Source organism: Mucilaginibacter inviolabilis, assembly GCF_011089895.1.
Lineage (GTDB): Bacteria > Bacteroidota > Bacteroidia > Sphingobacteriales > Sphingobacteriaceae > Mucilaginibacter > Mucilaginibacter inviolabilis.
This window is the reverse complement of the sequence record NZ_JAANAT010000001.1, coordinates 2,790,417-2,807,090: the sequence shown is the minus strand read 5'-3', so window position 1 is coordinate 2,807,090 and position 16,674 is coordinate 2,790,417. Positions and strand designations below refer to the sequence as shown.

Sequence of the window (16,674 nt, the reverse complement as noted above, 5' to 3'; positions counted from 1 at the left end):
CAACTAAATTATAATTAATGAAAGCACTTTTTAGCGCCATTTTAGTTTCGCTTTGCGTGAGTACTTATGCGCAGCAGACTAAAACGGCCAGTAGCCCGGTTGATTACATCAATCCGCTGATGGGCACCGATTCTAAACCCGACTTGTCTAATGGCAACACTTATCCGGCTATTGCCCTGCCATGGGGCATGAACACCTGGACACCGCAAACCGGTAAGATGGGTGATGGCTGGCAATACACCTATGCTGCCGATAAAATACGCGGTTTTAAACAAACCCACCAGCCAAGTCCCTGGATGAATGATTATGGGCAATTTGTAATTATGCCGGTTACCGGTAAGTTACGTTTTGACCAGGACGATCGCGCAAGTTGGTTTTCGCATAAATCAGAAACGGCCAAACCTTACTATTATAGTGTTTACCTGGCCGACGCTGATGTGACTACCGAGATAACGCCAACTGAACGTACCGCGCAATTCCGGTTCACTTTCCCAAAATCTGATAGCTCATTTATCGTTGTTGATGCTTTTAACCGGGCTTCGTACATCAAAATATTACCTAAGGAGCAAAAGATCATCGGTTATAGCACCCGTTATGCACGTGGCAAAATGACCAACTTTAAAAATTACTTTGTTATTTATGTTGATAAGCCTTTTACGCTGGCCAAAGCCTGGCATGATAAAACACTTGCCCATGATTCGCTGGAGATTAGCAGTGCTCACTCCGGCGCGGTTATCGGCTTTAAAACTGCCAAAGGCGAAAAAGTACACCTGAAAGTAGCCTCCTCATTTGTAAGCTTTGAGCAGGCTGAACTTAACCTGAAACGCGAGCTGGCAAACGATAATTTTGATGCCACCTGCCAAAAAGCCAAAGCGGTATGGAATAAAACCCTGAGCCGTATCAACGTAGAGGGTGGAAGCATCGACCAAACCCGAACTTTTTATAGTTGTATGTACCGCATGTTGTTTTTCCCGAACAAACTGTATGAGTTAGATGCGCAGAATAAGATAATTCACTATAGTCCATACAATGGCAAAATTATGCCAGGCTATTTATTTGGCGGTACGGGTTTTTGGGATACTTTCAGGGCGCTTTATCCGTTCCTAAACCTGGTTTATCCATCTATTAACAAAGAGATGCAGGAAGGTTTGATCAATGACTATAAAGAAGGTGGTTGGTTGCCGGAATGGTCAAGCCCGGGTTATGCCGATATTATGGTGGGTAATAATTCCGCTTCGGTTGTTGCCGAAGCCTATTTGAAGGGCTTACGTGGATATGATATCAATACGCTTTATGATGCGCTGGTACATGGTGCCAATAACGAGGGCCCAATATCAGCCGTTGGTCGCTACGGAGTGAAATATTATAATGAACTGGGCTATGTGCCTTATGATGTAAAAATTAATGAGAACGCAGCCCGCACGCTGGAATATGCTTACGACGATTTTGCCATTTACCAATTGGGAAAAGCCATAGGCAAACCGGAATCTGAAATTGCTATCTACAAAAAACGCAGCCAGAATTACCGTAACCTGTTTGATCCTGCTACCGGTTTGATGCGTGGTAAAAACAAGGATGGCTCTTTTCAAACTCCCTTTAATCCTTTTAAATGGGGTGATGCTTTTACGGAGGGTAACAGCTGGCACTACACCTGGGGAGTATTTCATGATATTCAGGGATTGATAAACCTGATGGGTGGCAAACAAAAGTTTGTAAGCAAGCTGGATTCTGTATTTACCATGCCTCCAGTATTTGATGATAGTTATTATGGCGGGGTGATCCACGAGATCCGTGAAATGCAGATAGCCAATATGGGGCAATATGCGCATGGCAACCAGCCTATACAGCACATGATATACCTGTATAACTATGCCGGTGAACCCTGGAAAACCCAATACTGGGCACGCGAAACTATGAACCGCATGTACAAGGCTACGCCTGATGGCTACTGCGGCGATGAAGATAATGGCCAAACATCAGCCTGGTATGTGTTCTCGGCTATGGGTTTTTACCCGGTTTGTCCGGCCAGCGACCAATATGTGTTGGGTGCGCCACTATTTAAAAAGTTAACCCTGACATTAGAGAACGGCAAGCAGGTAGTGATCAATGCACCGGCCAATAGTACTCAAAATTGTTACGTACAAACATTCAACGTTAATGGTAAATTATACACACCAAACTGGCTTAGTCACAAAGCGCTGATGCAGGGTGCGGTGATCAACGTAGGTATGGGGGCAACGCCAAACAAAACAAGGGGTACACAATACAAGGATTTTCCATTTTCTCTGTCAGAGAAAAACTAATTATATAACATGAAACATTTATTCACTGCTTTTTTATTGGGTACGGCTTCTATAGCTGCTGCACAAACACATCCGGCAGAAAAACTGGTACAATACGTTAACCCCATCATTGGTACGCAACGTATGGGACATACTTATCCTGGAGCGACAGTACCTTTTGGCATGGTGCAGTTAAGCCCCGAAACGGATACGGCTAGCTACGAGCTCAACGGACATTATAATCCCGATGTATATAAATACTGCGCGGGTTATCAGTATGATGATAAAACCATTGTAGGCTTTAGTCATACCCATTTTAGTGGTACAGGGCACTCCGATCTGGGCGATTTCCTGATCATGCCTACCGTAGGGCCACTAAAACTGAATCCGGGTACTGCCGATAAGCCAGGCAGCGGTTACCGCTCTGCTTTTTCGCATCAGAATGAAGTTACCGAGGCCAATTATTATAAGGTGAAGCTGGATGCCAGCAACATTATTGCCGAAATGACCACCACTACCCGTGTAGGTTTTCACCAATACACTTTCCCCAAATCAGATCAATCGCACATCATCCTTGATCTGATGGCGGGTATCTATAACTACCCAGACAAAAATGTGTGGACCTACCTTAAGGTATTGAACGATTCTACCGTGGTAGGTTACCGCCAAACCAATGGTTGGGCGCGTACCCGTACGCTGTATTTTGCCATGAGTTTTTCTAAACCATTTTTTCAGCATGGTTTTAAGAAATATGATAAACGCGAAGTTTATGGCGGTTTCTGGGGTAAGTTCAATCAAACCAAAAACTTCCCTGAAATAGCCGGTCGACAGATTAGAAGTTACTTTGATTTTAAAACCGAAGAAGGCGAAAAGATCAAGATCAAATTTGCCATATCGCCGGTAAGTATGGACGGAGCACTTAACAATATGCGTACCGAACTGCCGGGCTGGGATTTTGATAAAGTAAAAAACGACGGACAGCAGCAATGGGAGCAGGAACTGCATAAAATTGTGATACAAGGCAGCAAGGAGACTAAAGAAAACTTTTATACCTCCATGTACCATGCCATGATTAACCCAACCATTTATATGGATGCGGATGGTCAGTATGAAGGACTTGATAAGAATGTGCATAAAGCGGATGGATTTACCAACTATACCACTTTTTCTATGTGGGATACCTACCGTGCTTTGCATCCGCTGTTCAATATTATTGAGCCTAAGCGCAATGCCGATATGGTACAATCCATGATGGCGCATTTTGATCAAAGTCCGGAGAGGATGCTGCCTATATGGTCAAACTCGGGTAACGAAAACTGGTGTATGAGCGGCTATCACAGCGTAACGGTACTGGCCGACGCGGTGGTAAAAGGTAATGCTCCGTTTGATGCCAACAAGGCGCTGGATGCCTGCGTAGCCACTGCCCGCCATCGCAATTATGAAGGTATAGGTGAGTATATGGACAGAGGCTATATTCCGGATGAAAAAAGCGGTATATCAGTATCTTCAACACTGGAGTATGCATTTGACGATTGGGCTATCGCGCAGATGGCTAAAAAGCTGAACCGTAATGATATTTACGAAGAGTTTATCAAACGTTCACAGAACTATAAGAATGTGTATGATCCAAAATCAGGTTTCATGCGCCCTAAACTGGCTGATGGCACCTTCCGCCAAAAGTTTGATGCTTTGAGTACTATTAACGAGGGCTTTATTGAAGGTAACTCCTGGAACTACACCCTGTTTGCTCCGCAAGACCCGGAAGGATTGATCAAGCTGATGGGCGGTAACAAACGTTTTGTAGGTTACCTTGATTCTTTATTCACGATGAACCTGCCTGATAAATATTTTGCCGAAACCGAGGATATCACCCGAGATGGTATCATCGGCAATTATGTACATGGTAACGAGCCATCGCACCACGTGGCTTATTTATATAACTGGACAGACAAGCCCTGGAAAACACAGGAACGCATCCGGATGATATTACCACGCATGTACAAACCCACACCAGACGGTTTAGGCGGTAATGACGATACCGGCCAGATGAGCGCCTGGTACATCTTCAGCTCCCTGGGCTTTTACCCGGTAGCGCCCGGATCTGATCAGTATTCAACCGGCAGCCCGGCTGTGAATGGTGCGGTGATCAACTTGGATAATGGTAAAACATTTACCATCAACGTTAAAAACCAAAGCCCTAAAAATGTATACGTGCAAAAAATGGAGCTGAACGGTAAAGTGCTTAACAGCCTTTTCATAAGCCATGCCGATATTATGAATGGCGGCGAGATCACTTTTTATATGGGATCAAAACATAAATAATACTACAGATTTTACTATAAAAAAGAGGCTGATCATCAATCATGATCAGCCTCTTTTTTATTTGATCTATCCGGATACTTAATCACAATTAACAAAAAGTGGGTTAACATGGGTTTACACTTTTTAGGGTTAATATTGATTTATATATTTGATAATCAATTAATTATGTAATTTTTTCGAAAAAAAGTGTAAACCCACTTTTGTATAAATATTGTCAGCTTAAATTCAATTCATAGGTGACAGCACGGGTAATTCTAACCTCGCTGTTCGAAGTCTCTGACTTCGGACGACTATGCCTGTAGTTTTAAACTGCAGATAGCCAGTTGGTTCCATGTTTTCCTGTAGTCTGAAGACTACAAGCATAATGGTTCGAAGTCGGAGACTTCGAACAGCGCGGTTTTTATTTATGTATTTTTTTGATAATCAAATAATTAAATATATTTCATCGTCAAAAAGCGGGTTTGCATGTAAACCCACTTTTTGTATAAATATGATCAGCTCATTTTCAATTTATAGCTTCCGACACCAAGTAGCTTCGCTGTTCGAAGTCTTCGACTTCGGACGACTATTCCTGTAGTTTTAAACTACAGATAGCCAGTTGGTTTCATGTTTTCGTGTAGTCTGAAGACTACAAGCATAATGGTTCGAAGTCAGAGACTTCGAACAGCGCGAGTTGTATTTCTCAGTGCGATTTACGTTATTTATCTACCCTCACACTTATTACGCCTTTAGCAGGGATTGTAAAATGATCTCCTAATTCCCTCAACTTATCTTCCATCAGATTACTTTCCCAAACTTTAACTGCGGGGACTGTATTCGGAGTGATAGCTGCTTCTGTATCGGTATCGCCGCTGTTCACCAGCTGGGCTATTACGCCTAAACCGTCATCGGTAGGTTTGATGGCCTTTACGTAAATGTTATTGCCGCCGATCTTAAAGAACAGGCCTTTTTCCGGCGCGCCAGAGGCAGTAGATACAACCAGTGGTTGATGATTGTCCAGTCCGGTTTGGTTAGCTTTAAAGTTATTAAAACCGCTTTCATGGGCTTGTATGAAATAATGGAAAGTGGCCTTGCCTTCCTGATCTGCACGGAAATTGGTATGCCACAAATTATTCATCACCCATGAATATAGTACCGGCGATTGCGGGGTGAACGAAAGCCACTGCGGTGCATGATGTAAACCGCCCAGCAGGTTGCCGGTAGTAATGCTCCCTATCTCAAATAAGGGTGCGTCAGGGCTCGACCAGGTAATGCCGTAAGCGTTATTGGATACATCAACCCAGCGTTGCATAGTAAACCAGTTGTGGTTGGCATAAGGCAATTGATCGGCTTCGGCACGGGCGCTGCCCCATGGAATACTGTAACGAACTTGCGCTCCCGGTACATTGAAAGGAAATGCAAAATGCACGCTTTCCTTGCGTCTGATGGCTGTTTTATCTATGGTATTGATGAGCTCTACTCGATCTAAACCGCTTACCAGTCTTACTTCGCGGGTAAGGCCATTGGTGCCGGGTGCATCCGAAGTAATAAGCAGGCTTACTACCAGAGGTCCGTTTTCTTTGATGCTGATGTGGGTATTGGAGCTGGTTACGAGTTTCTTTAATGAATCGCCCGGCATATATGTATATTGGTTTAGCCCGGCAGAATCAGCGGCAACATAATTACGGGCAGATGCTCCTTTGATCAGTTTTACGATATTACCGTTTGTGGCATCCACGGCAACCGTATAGATACCGTTGTTTAAACTATTACCGGTGATCTTAGCCTTACCATTGCCAAATGCTTTACCTGCATTAACGGTATATATGCTTTTACCCAGCGTCGGTACATCATTCGCCACAAAAGCCAGTTCACCGCTGCTTAGGCGTTGAGAAGGGATCTTTTTACCCGTAGCATCCTTAACCACGTCGCCGGTTTTGCTGAGGTTGGCCGGGATATAAACCACATCAGTACGGGGCCAATTGGTGGTGTTATAAACATCGATGGCATTATTTGGTGTAGCAGCTGGTTTTAAGGCCTCCGTTAGTAAAGAGTCCACTTGTTTATCGGCACGCAGTGCATAGCCTTGTTTTACATTCCATTCGCTTTTTACCTTTTCGTTATCAGGTTCGCCCACGCTGTTATAGGCGCCCCAGGTATGTTCGTTGTACAGCAACAGGTTTTTCCAGGTATCATCGAAAGCATCAGCAGGATAGGCCGCTTTGTTACGAATAGCCCAGATGGCCCCGGTTTGCTTCAACCTGTCTGATGTAGCGCGGCTCAAAGCGGTTTCGCGTGCCGCTGATGACACACCGTCGGTCCAGTACTCGGTGTAATCGCCGGTAAAAGAGGGGATGTCATTTTTGTGCTGTTTTTCCAGATCGTTAAAAAATTGTTTTACAGAGGTGATCACCAGTCTGGGCGAAGTATAATGTTCGTTCCATGCTTTTACAGCATCTGGCAGTTCCGGATCGATAGGGGCATTATCGCTCATGGCCCAGGTGAGTATGGTCATGTTATACGGGAAATTATTCTGCTCCAGGCCACCCAGGTATTGGAAAAGGTAGGGGTTCAGGAAATTTTCTTCGGGGTGACCGGTATAATAAGGTTTAGGATCATCAATAGTAAAGAAGTTAGGTATTTTAGCGCCCTTAAGCTGATAACCGATAGAGTAGGGCTGGCATTGCCAAAACAGCAGTTTTTGTTTGCCCGATGGAGATAACCAGTAAAAAGGCTTGTCCTGCCATTTGGCCAGGTTGCCGATCCTGTCGGACGCGTTAGGGCCTGATAAAAAATAATGGATGCCGGTTTGTTCGGCCTGGGCTGCTAATCCCCATGAAGCTCCCGGTACATCACCCTGGAACATGGTATGGATCTCGATACCTTGTTCACGAGCCAGTTTTTGCGATTTGGCAAACATCTGCATTAACTGGCGCGAATCAGTCATGCTGGTATTGATATTGCCGTAGGCGCCATCCAGGTTTATCCAGCCCTTTTTTACGGCGTTCCAGAAACGCGCTTTCTTTTCGGCATTGGCTTGTTTCAGGTAATTATCCACCACCCAGATAGCTTCGGTTGTCCACTTAAAACGGGCTTCGGCAGGATAGTTCTGTGTTTTTTCGGCCAGATCGATCGACTCATCAATATTGTCCATATGCAATTTGAGTACCTTGGCCTGCGTATTGGTATAGCCAATATCAACATGCGAATGGGGCAGTACATAAACCGTCCAATTATCACGAGCCGGCTCCACAATACAACGGGCCGGATAGGTTTGACCGCTATAGGTTAAGGTAACAGTAGCCTGGGTAGATAGCTTGATAGCAGGGCCCGGCAGAGGCACCTCAAAAGACTCCAATCCGGTAGCGCTGGCCGGTACAGCGATATGATCGGTATGATCATTAAATGAAACCAATAACGTACCGGCATTGTAACTTTTGCCATTCCTGAACAGCAGCCGGACAACCCGTCTGTTTTCGCCATGATAGTTTACATAAGCCACCGTAGGCTGCAGGGTTATGGAGGTAAAAGCAGGTTGAGCTTTTTGACCATAAACACCTGTAGCCACGGTGCTCAGTAAAAACAGAATAGTGATAAGGCAAAAGCTTTTTATACGGGATTGTGGTCTTTTCATTATAATGCAAACAGTTAAAATTTAACGAGATAGTTTAATATGTTATAATGTACAAACATATAATATAAAATGGATTTATCAAGGCATTTTAATAGTATTAATCCTTTAATCTTTTATCTAGCCAAATCAAAGCTCGTAGAAGTAATTAGTCCTTTAAACCATAATCTGCCTTATAATCATGAAAAAGTATTTGATTGTCCTGCTCCTCAGCTTTACAGCTATGGGAGCGTTTGCTCAAGCACATAAATTAACTATCTATAGTTCTTTTGATGAGCGGTATTGTGTAGTGCAATATCCTAATTATGACAAGCTTTATCCCGATAGCATAAAGACCACCATCATGATCGATTATAAAGAAAAGTATAGAGTTGTTTTCCCCAATACCTTAATTTTAAGAATGAATCAGGATGGCTGGAAATTAATATCCGTAATTGTAAAACCGGATACTTTTAATGGTTCTAATGGAATAGGTTTTTTAAATTCCACAACTGAGTATTTAATGAGTAAGGAAATTTTACTGGATGATGCCGCTATGAATTTATATCTTCAAAATTTAAACAAGCTGAAATAAAGGTTAAAAAAAGCAGCGCATTATTGTTCAACAACGCACTGTTTTCTTCATCGCGGATGATCAATTAAACAACATTCCCGGCATAATTTCCTTTTTGCCTGCTGTGCCAGGTGCCGCTATAAAAACACGCAGCGGGGTTTGCCTAACCCGGTATGATCCCGGTGCTGGAACAGGAGCGTTGTAAATATATTTCACCTTAATGGCATGAAAACCTTTTGCCAATGGCAAGGCAGGTTCGCTTTCGGTTATTTTTTCACCATCAATAAATACCTGGGTATCGGTGTATGATGCTGTGCTGAAATTGTAAGCCCCATCCGCAGGGATGTTGACATAGCCGCTGTACACCACGCCAAAATTGGGATTATCCTTTTTAAAAGCTTCGGCATTTAAACGATCGGTAATGGCTGAATCCGGAGCGCTGGCATAATCCAGTTGCTCGGGTGTGGTAAATTTACTTTTAATCAGTTTATAGCTTAGGCCGGGTTTATTGGCTGTATAGTTTGCCGCCGGCACCAGTGCCCGGTTATACATCAGTATGCGGGTTGCTATACTACGCCGACCGGTTGGTGTAATTACACGGGTTTTAAATTCGCGCTTTTCATTTGGCGGTACTACAATGGTTACGGGCGAAATATACTCCCAATCGGTATCCAGCGGATCACGACCATTATAGGTAATAAAGATCCGGGCACCGGGTACTACAGATTTTGGTGCAAACGTAAATTTATTGCCAAAAACCATGGTGTCAATAACCGGCAGTGCGGTTGGTACACGATAGTTATAGTGCATAGCTTCTAAACGGGCAAAATGTTTGGTCAGGCGTATCTCCGAAAAATTGGTATAGTCTTTATTTTTGGGCAGGCTCCAGGCCACTTCCGAAAGGGCGAACAAGCGTGGTAATATCTGGTATTGTAGTTTGGCTACGGTGGGTACATATTCTGTCCATAAGTTACCTTGTGTACCTATCACATATTTTTGTTCATCGGGCGTTAGCTCTTTGGATACGGGATCATAATTATAAGTTTCGTCCAGGGCCGCATAACGACCAAATGAAACCGGCTCCTGCGGCGATCCGCTTTGGTAATGGTCAAAGTAATTACCGGTGGTTTGCGGCGTCATGATCACGTTATGTTTTTGATGGGCGGCGGCAATACCACCGGCTTCGCCTGTCCAGCTCATTACGGTGGCGTTAGGGGCCAGGCCGCCTTCCAGTATCTCGTCCCAGCCAATAATGGTGCGGCCTTTGGAGTTCAGGAATTTTTCAATGCGCTGTATAAAATAGCTTTGCAGTTCGTGCTCGTCCTTCAGGCCTTTTTCTTTGATCAGCGCCTGGCAAAAAGCAGATTCTTTCCAGGGTTGTTTGCCTGCCTCGTCGCCACCAATGTGAATGTATTTGCTTGGAAAAAGCTCCATCACTTCAGTCAGCACATTCTCCAGGAAAGTAAAAGTTTCTTCGGTAGGGCAATAGATATTGTTGATATCGCGTGCCGGGATCTTGCTATCAGCAGGCGACTCGCATCTGAGTTCGGGATAGGCTCGCAGAGCAGCCTCGGAATGCGCGGGCATTTCAATTTCGGGAATGACATTGATGTAACGCTGAGCAGCGAATTTAACCACATCGCGAATGTCATCCTGGGTATAAAAGCCGCCATAAGATAAGGAATCGGGCCAGTCACGGTTATTGCCGAAGGTGGTTTGCATCCTATAGGCACCAACCTGCGTCAGCTTTGGGTATTTCTTGATCTCGATGCGCCAGCCTTGGCCATCCACCAGATGCCAGTGGAAATTGTTCAGCTTATAAGCCGCCATCAATTCGATAACTTTTTTAACCTGTGGTACAGTAAAAAAGTGTCGGGATACGTCCAGCATCATGCCCCGATAGCCAAACCTGGGACTATCTTCAATGGTCACGCAATTGAATTTTTCGGTGCCTGAGGTTTCCACCGGGAATAATTGCATCAGGGTTTGAATACCATAAAACATACCGGCATCCTTACCAATAATAGTAATGCGGTGCGGAGTGATAGTGAGTTTATATCCCTCTTTAGGCAGCGTTACTGATCCTTTGGCGGTTAATATAAGGGTAGTTCCTTTAGTTGATTTTACTTTAGAGTTGTATTTGGATAGCTTGTTATTGAAGTGCCGGCTATTCAGCAGGAAATCTTTTAGGAAAGCGACGTTCCTGTCTTTGATATTGTCTGCCTTGATCTGTGTTAACTGACTAAATATGAATGTACCCTGAGCCCTGGTTATAGATGCCGGCGCAGGAATGATGCCTAAATGAGGGTCATCATTTAGTGTTTGTGCATTGGTCTGAAAGGTAAAAATCAGGAGACTTAGAATGATTAACAGAAAGGTTAGTCGGGGCGGATAGCTTTGATTCATGATAAAGGTAAAATGATGAATAAACCGGATTGTTCTGTGCTAAAATACTTTATAATAATTTAATCATCAGTATAATGATTGATGTAACAAATTATTGACAATCTAAAATTCAGCAAAAGGTAACTTAAACTTAAAATGGTAGGTTCGTGATTTTGAATAGATTATTGATAACTTTAATACAAAGAACCACCAATTAAAACATTCCATTATGAACACACAAGAAGTAGCTAACGCATTAGTACAATTTTGCCGTGAGGGTAAAAACTTTGAGGCGATGAATGAGCTTTATGCTGATCATATAGTAAGCGAGGAGCCCAAAGGGTCTCACCAGGAATTTACAAATGGCAAAGAAGCTGTTATAGGGAAGTCAAAACAATGGTTTGAATCGGTAGAAGAGGTGCATGGAGGCACTGTTTCCGATCCAATTGTAAGCGCAAACTTTTTTGCAGTCACTATGGATACGGATGTCACCTTTAAAGGAATGGGTAGAGTAAATATGCAGGAGATCTGCGTATATGAAGTTAAGGATGGCAAAATTGTTTATGAAAGATTTTTCTATAGCATTCCCGGACAATAACCAGACCAACCAATTATAAAGCTAAAACCCTGCGATGCCTGTCGCGGGGTTTTTTATTGAATTCATGTGCGTCAGTACACATCCGTGATTTTACAAAATGCTGTTTTAGTTTATCGGCAGTTTTTGACATCTTTACAGTTACAAAACAAATCAATTCAGAAATATTTATGCAGCACTGGTTAGTCAAATCGGAACCATTTAAATACAGTTGGGAAAAGTTTAATAAAGATGGACGTACTTTTTGGGATGGCGTGCGCAATTATCAGGCTCGTAATAATTTACGCTTGATGAAGGAAGGCGACCTGGTGCTGTTTTATCATAGTAACGATGGCAAAGAAGTGGTTGGGATAGCCAAAGTAGTGAAGGAAGCTTATCAGGATCCAACAACTTCAGATCCTAACTGGGTGGTGGTTGATCTGTCGCCGGTTGAAACCCTGAAGCATCCCGTAACCCTGGAAACCATTAAAGCGGATGAACAATTAAAAGATGTGGGCTTGGTTAGGCAAGGTCGCCTATCAGTAATGGGTTTAAAACGCGAGGAGTTTGACCGTATATTAGAACTGGGCAGTTAATGAAAAAACATATCGTTAATCTCCATTTATTTAAAAGCCGTCCTAAAATGATGGCTTTTACTGTTTTTGTGATGCTGATGCCCTGGCAGCTTCAGGCTCAGGATATTTTTAAAGGCTATGAAAATCTGTTTACCGTTCCCGAAAGTTATGTGGTAAAACATACCTCAAAGGCTCCTGTAATTGATGGTGACATAAGTGATAGTGAATGGCAACAGGCTAAATGGACAACTGATTTTGTAGATATTGAGGGTAGCTTAAAACCTAAACCACCACTACAAACCAACATTAAAATGTTATGGGACGATAGCTGTTTGTATGTGGCTGCCCGAATGTATGATCCGCAGGTGTGGGCCAAACTAAAAAATCATGATGATGCACTTTTCAGGGAAAATGATTTTGAGGTCTTTATTGATCCAACCAACACAACTCATGGTTATTATGAAATTGAGGTTAATGCCCTCAATACCATTTTTGATCTATTTTTACCAAAGCCATACCGTAACCAGGGTAACTCGGTGTCCGGGTGGGATGCTCACGGTTTGCGTACCGCTGTTAAAATACAAGGCACATTAAATGATCCTGTTGATGTTGACAAAGGCTGGACGGTTGAAATGGCTATCCCTTTCAAAGCTGTAAATCCTGGTTTCAGAGCTGTAAACCCTAGGCCTGGAACTATATGGCGTATCAATTTTTTAAGAGTGGAGTATGATACTCAGGTTAAAAACGGGCAATATGAAAAGTTGAAGGATAGTGCAGGTTATGATCGGCCAGAACATAATTGGGCATGGTCATCTCAGGGACTCATCAATATGCATTATCCGGAACGCTTTGGATACTTGCTGTTTAGTGATCATCAAACCGATGATGTGGTATTCGAAATGCCTTATGCCGAACTGAAAAAAAGGTATTTATGGCTGATTTATTACAAGCAAAAAGAGTGGCAAAGGCAAAATCATAGTTACGCGCAATCATTAAAAGAATTGGGATTGGAAAGTGGTTATAACATTTTAAAAAAATTTAATAACTTACAACTCGAAGCCACTAAACACCAGTTTATAGCTTTAATTACCGATGAGGAGAATAAAATAACTTATACCATTAACCAGGATGGGTTTGTTGAACCTTTAACCACCAATCACTAAACACAATGAATAAGCGCGAATTTTTAAAAGCCGGTTTAGTAGCCACCGTTGCAGCTCAATTACCTGTAAAAAGCCAGGCAAAGGAACCTGTAGCTGTCAGTAAGAAAAAGGCTATGAAAAACTGGATTTGGATCAATCCTAACCTAAAGGATACGGACGAGGATCTGAAAACCAATTACACAGCCTACAAAGCAGCCGGTATTACTGGTATATTTTTTGAGAATGATAGTGAAAAACACTTCCGCGCCGCTAAAGCTGTGGGTATTGAGGCTCATCGCTGGATATGGACTTTTAATCGTGCCGAAAAATTAACCGATCATCCGGAATGGTACAGCAAAAGCCGCAACGGTGATTCCTGTGCCGATAAGCCACCCTATGTGCAGTACTACCGTTGGCTTTGTCCTTCCCGCCCCGAGGTTCAGGATTATTTAACCAGTACTGTTAATGATATACTGACCAAGGATTATGTTGATGGCATCCACCTGGATTATGTACGTTATTGCGATGTGATACTTCCTGTAAACCTATGGGATAAATACAAAATTGAACAAACCAAAGAACTACCCGAATACGATTTTTGCTACTGCGAAGTTTGCCAGGCTAAATTCAAAGAGCAGTATGGCAAGGATATCAAAGCTATTCAATACCCGGAGGCCAGTCTTTCCTGGCGCCTGTTCAGGTATGGTAATATTATCCGGGTGGTGAACGCGGTATCGGCGGTGGCTCATCAGCATAAAAAAACGATCACGGCAGCCGTTTTCCCGACACCCGAAGTGGCGCGCCGTAATGTACGCCAAGATTGGACAAATTTTAAGCTTGATGGCGTTTGCCCGATGATCTATCACGGCTTTTATAAAGAGAGCGTAAGCTGGATAGGTGATGCTGTTGCCGAAGGTATCCATGTGCTTAATGACAAATTTCCGTTGTATGCCGGTCTTTATCTGTCTGATTTTAATAATGATGAAGAGGTACGCTCCGGTATCCAGTATGCTTTGAAAAATGGAGCATCAGGGGTATCTTTCTTTGGCAGGGTTACACCATCGGTATTGGATATTCTGAAGCAGGAAAGCGCAGCATTTAAAGCATAGGTCAAAGAATATTTCAATAATGCTATTCATAAAGCCGTTTTGTTTATCAGAACGGCTTTGTACTTTTACAGCATAGCAAACTACACTATGAATTACAGGGATTTTAAAGGCACAGCCATTGCCGAAGTTGGATTAGGCACCTGGCAATTAGGCAGCGCCGACTGGGGCAATGTGAACGAATATGAAGCCATCAATATACTAAAAGCTTACACTGATGCCGGCGGCAATTTTCTGGATACTGCCGATGTGTACGGTATGGGTGTTAGCGAAACCGTGATCGGTAAATTTTTAAAACTGGTTGATCATAAAGTATACGTAGCAACCAAGCTGGGTCGCCGTGGCGATGCCCCAAATGGCTGGCCACAGAATTTTACCTATGATGCTATGAAACGGCAGGTAGAAGATTCGCTGAGACATCTGGATATTCCACGCATATTCCTGGAACAGCTGCATTGCATCCCTACCGAAGAAATGCGTGGGGGGAAAGTGTTTGATCATTTACGGCTATTGCAGGAGCAAGGGCTCATTAGCCATTTCGGCGCCAGTGTGGAAACTTCTGAGGAAGCATTGATCTGCCTGGAGCAGGAGGGTTTAGCTTCGTTACAGATCATCTTTAACCTGTTCAGGCAGCACGTAGCCGATGAGGTGTTTGCCAAAGCTGCCGAAAAAGGTGTGGCTATCATCGTGCGGGTACCGCTGGCCAGTGGCTTGTTGTCGGGTAAATTTAATGCTGAAACCCAATTTGCCCAGAACGATCATCGTAACTACAATGCCAATGGCGAAGCTTTTAACGCAGGTGAAACATTTTCGGGTATTGAGTTTAATGAAGGCATAAAATTATCCAACAAAATAAAAGAACTGCTGCCAGATGAGCGAATGCCGCAATGGGCTATTCGTTGGATATTGGATCATCCGGAAGTTACCACAGTAATACCGGGGGCATCCAAAGTAACACAGGTTAACAGTAATGTAGAGGCTGTAAAATTACCTCATTTAACAGCAGGAATTCATCAGCAATTAAGATCATTGTATGATGCTGAGATAGTTGATAAAATAAGAGGACATTTTTAGTTCCCGGAGTTATCCCGAATTTATTTCGGGATCCCACATGCTTGGTTTACCCTCATTAAAGTATAAGCCTGGCATGTGGGATGCTGAAACAAGTTCAGCATGACCTGATTTCTTTTATCCCCTCAGCTTATCCAACAGATCACTGAGCGCTGCAGCGTCTGCCTCACTCAGGTTACCTTTCAATATATCTTTGGGTTTAAATTCATCATCCATTTTTGACAGGGTTTGTAAACCCAGTTCGCTGATGCGGATATCAACGGCGCGCCTGTCTTTATTATTGGTACAGCGCGAAACCAGTTCCTTTTGAATCAGACGGTCAACTATACGTGATGCGTCAGACATTTTATCAATCATCCGTTCTTTCAGCAAATTGATAGTTGCCGGATTGGGGTATTGGCCCCTTAGTATCCTCAGGATATTAAATTGTTGTTGGGTAATATTATATTTATCAAAATGAAGCTTAAAGTAGTTGTTTAACCAACCCGAGGTGTAGGCAATGTTAATTGCTACTTTATGATAATTATCTTCAAAATTTGTGCTTTGTATTTCGTCGTCAATGCGCATAATAGGTAACAATCAATAAGAATGTAAATATGTTTAATTATTTTTAATTTGAGCTAAGTCTATACGTAAGCTAAGGATAGTTCATTACAGCTCATTTTTATTTGTTCCATTTTCAGTATCAGCTATATCGGCTTTTCCATAATTCCAGGGACAATGCAGGCATTTATTTTTACAGCAGTAACCGCGTTTTAAATGATACTCTTTTGTGAAAACAAAATTGCCATCCTCATTAATGTAATAGTCTGTTCCTTCCTCTAACATTTATTTAAACTGCTGCCGCGATAAAAACTTTTTAAACCTTGAATTTTAACAAATTTCGACTCAAAAACGAGCCAAAATGCATTCAAAAACATTCGAAAAACATCGATTTTAACACTTTTTAACAAATTTAAACGCGATTTTAATGCGTTTTTTGAAGTTTAAAAAGTTATAATTAGTTGATAGTTAATAGTTTGGGGTGAATATTGCCTCTTTTTGGTCATATTTA

General features: G+C 42.7%; 12 protein-coding genes. 8 read left to right on the top strand and 4 right to left on the bottom strand.

The window, feature by feature from the left end; genetic code table 11:
• Positions 1–17 precede the first annotated feature (17 nt).
• Complete coding sequence (locus tag G7092_RS11480) at positions 18–2,303, top strand: GH92 family glycosyl hydrolase (protein WP_166089327.1); 2,286 nt, start codon at positions 18–20, stop codon at positions 2,301–2,303.
• Positions 2,304–2,312: 9 nt separating this feature from the next.
• Positions 2,313–4,604: a GH92 family glycosyl hydrolase gene (locus G7092_RS11475; protein WP_166089325.1), complete on the top strand. Its 2,292-nt coding sequence runs from the start codon at positions 2,313–2,315 to the stop codon at positions 4,602–4,604.
• A 697-nt stretch (positions 4,605–5,301) separates the two neighbouring features.
• Here the strand turns inward: G7092_RS11475 and G7092_RS11470 are convergent.
• Entirely contained in the window at positions 5,302–8,217 is a 2,916-nt protein-coding gene (locus G7092_RS11470; protein ID WP_166089323.1) for a glycoside hydrolase family 38 N-terminal domain-containing protein, read from the bottom strand.
• 178 nt (positions 8,218–8,395) lie between these two features.
• On the opposite strand from G7092_RS11470, the gene G7092_RS11465 reads away from it, so the two are divergent.
• Positions 8,396–8,788, top strand: a complete 393-nt coding sequence (locus G7092_RS11465) for a hypothetical protein (RefSeq protein ID WP_166089320.1) — start codon at positions 8,396–8,398, stop codon at positions 8,786–8,788.
• Between the two features lie 60 nt (positions 8,789–8,848).
• Here the strand turns inward: G7092_RS11465 and G7092_RS11460 are convergent, their stop codons facing one another.
• Positions 8,849–11,173 carry a family 20 glycosylhydrolase gene (locus G7092_RS11460; protein WP_166089318.1) on the bottom strand — a complete coding sequence of 775 codons (2,325 nt, stop codon included), beginning with the start codon at positions 11,171–11,173 and terminating at the stop codon, positions 8,849–8,851.
• 208 nt (positions 11,174–11,381) lie between these two features.
• On the opposite strand from G7092_RS11460, the gene G7092_RS11455 reads away from it, so the two are divergent.
• The 5 genes from G7092_RS11455 (at position 11,382) to G7092_RS11435 (ending at position 15,623) form a co-directional block, all read left to right on the top strand.
• Positions 11,382–11,750, top strand: a complete 369-nt coding sequence (locus tag G7092_RS11455; protein WP_166089316.1) for a nuclear transport factor 2 family protein — start codon at positions 11,382–11,384, stop codon at positions 11,748–11,750.
• Between the two features lie 167 nt (positions 11,751–11,917).
• Positions 11,918–12,322, top strand: a complete 405-nt coding sequence (locus G7092_RS11450; protein ID WP_166089314.1) for an EVE domain-containing protein — start codon at positions 11,918–11,920, stop codon at positions 12,320–12,322.
• Entirely contained in the window at positions 12,322–13,464 is a 1,143-nt protein-coding gene (locus G7092_RS11445; RefSeq protein WP_166089312.1) for a carbohydrate-binding family 9-like protein, read from the top strand. The genes G7092_RS11450 and G7092_RS11445 overlap by 1 nt, the downstream gene beginning before the upstream one ends.
• Positions 13,465–13,469: 5 nt before the next feature.
• The gene (locus G7092_RS11440) at positions 13,470–14,552 is read left to right on the top strand and encodes a family 10 glycosylhydrolase (protein ID WP_166089309.1); all 1,083 of its coding nucleotides are present in this window, start codon (positions 13,470–13,472) and stop codon (positions 14,550–14,552) included.
• An 87-nt stretch (positions 14,553–14,639) separates the two neighbouring features.
• A complete protein-coding gene (locus G7092_RS11435; protein ID WP_166089307.1) occupies positions 14,640–15,623 on the top strand; it encodes an aldo/keto reductase in 984 nt (327 codons plus the stop codon).
• A gap of 114 nt (positions 15,624–15,737) precedes the next feature.
• Here G7092_RS11435 and G7092_RS11430 read toward each other — a convergent pair whose 3' ends face one another.
• Complete coding sequence (locus G7092_RS11430; protein ID WP_166089304.1) at positions 15,738–16,187, bottom strand: MarR family winged helix-turn-helix transcriptional regulator; 450 nt, start codon at positions 16,185–16,187, stop codon at positions 15,738–15,740.
• An 84-nt stretch (positions 16,188–16,271) separates the two neighbouring features.
• The gene (locus G7092_RS11425; protein ID WP_166089302.1) at positions 16,272–16,448 is read right to left on the bottom strand and encodes a C1orf53 family protein; all 177 of its coding nucleotides are present in this window, start codon (positions 16,446–16,448) and stop codon (positions 16,272–16,274) included.
• Between the last annotated feature and the right edge of the window lie 226 nt (positions 16,449–16,674).

Excerpts from the sequence above, each read along its gene's own strand:
- G7092_RS11480 (WP_166089327.1), top strand. The coding sequence starts at position 18 with ATGAAAGCACTTTTTAGCGCCATTTTAGTTTCGCTTTGCGTGAGTACT.
- G7092_RS11475 (WP_166089325.1), top strand. The coding sequence starts at position 2,313 with ATGAAACATTTATTCACTGCTTTTTTATTGGGTACGGCTTCTATAGCT.
- G7092_RS11470 (WP_166089323.1), bottom strand. The coding sequence starts at position 8,217 with ATGAAAAGACCACAATCCCGTATAAAAAGCTTTTGCCTTATCACTATT.
- G7092_RS11465 (WP_166089320.1), top strand. The coding sequence starts at position 8,396 with ATGAAAAAGTATTTGATTGTCCTGCTCCTCAGCTTTACAGCTATGGGA.
- G7092_RS11460 (WP_166089318.1), bottom strand. The coding sequence starts at position 11,173 with ATGAATCAAAGCTATCCGCCCCGACTAACCTTTCTGTTAATCATTCTA.
- G7092_RS11455 (WP_166089316.1), top strand. The coding sequence starts at position 11,382 with ATGAACACACAAGAAGTAGCTAACGCATTAGTACAATTTTGCCGTGAG.
- G7092_RS11450 (WP_166089314.1), top strand. The coding sequence starts at position 11,918 with ATGCAGCACTGGTTAGTCAAATCGGAACCATTTAAATACAGTTGGGAA.
- G7092_RS11445 (WP_166089312.1), top strand. The coding sequence starts at position 12,322 with ATGAAAAAACATATCGTTAATCTCCATTTATTTAAAAGCCGTCCTAAA.
- G7092_RS11440 (WP_166089309.1), top strand. The coding sequence starts at position 13,470 with ATGAATAAGCGCGAATTTTTAAAAGCCGGTTTAGTAGCCACCGTTGCA.
- G7092_RS11435 (WP_166089307.1), top strand. The coding sequence starts at position 14,640 with ATGAATTACAGGGATTTTAAAGGCACAGCCATTGCCGAAGTTGGATTA.
- G7092_RS11430 (WP_166089304.1), bottom strand. The coding sequence starts at position 16,187 with ATGCGCATTGACGACGAAATACAAAGCACAAATTTTGAAGATAATTAT.
- G7092_RS11425 (WP_166089302.1), bottom strand. The coding sequence starts at position 16,448 with ATGTTAGAGGAAGGAACAGACTATTACATTAATGAGGATGGCAATTTT.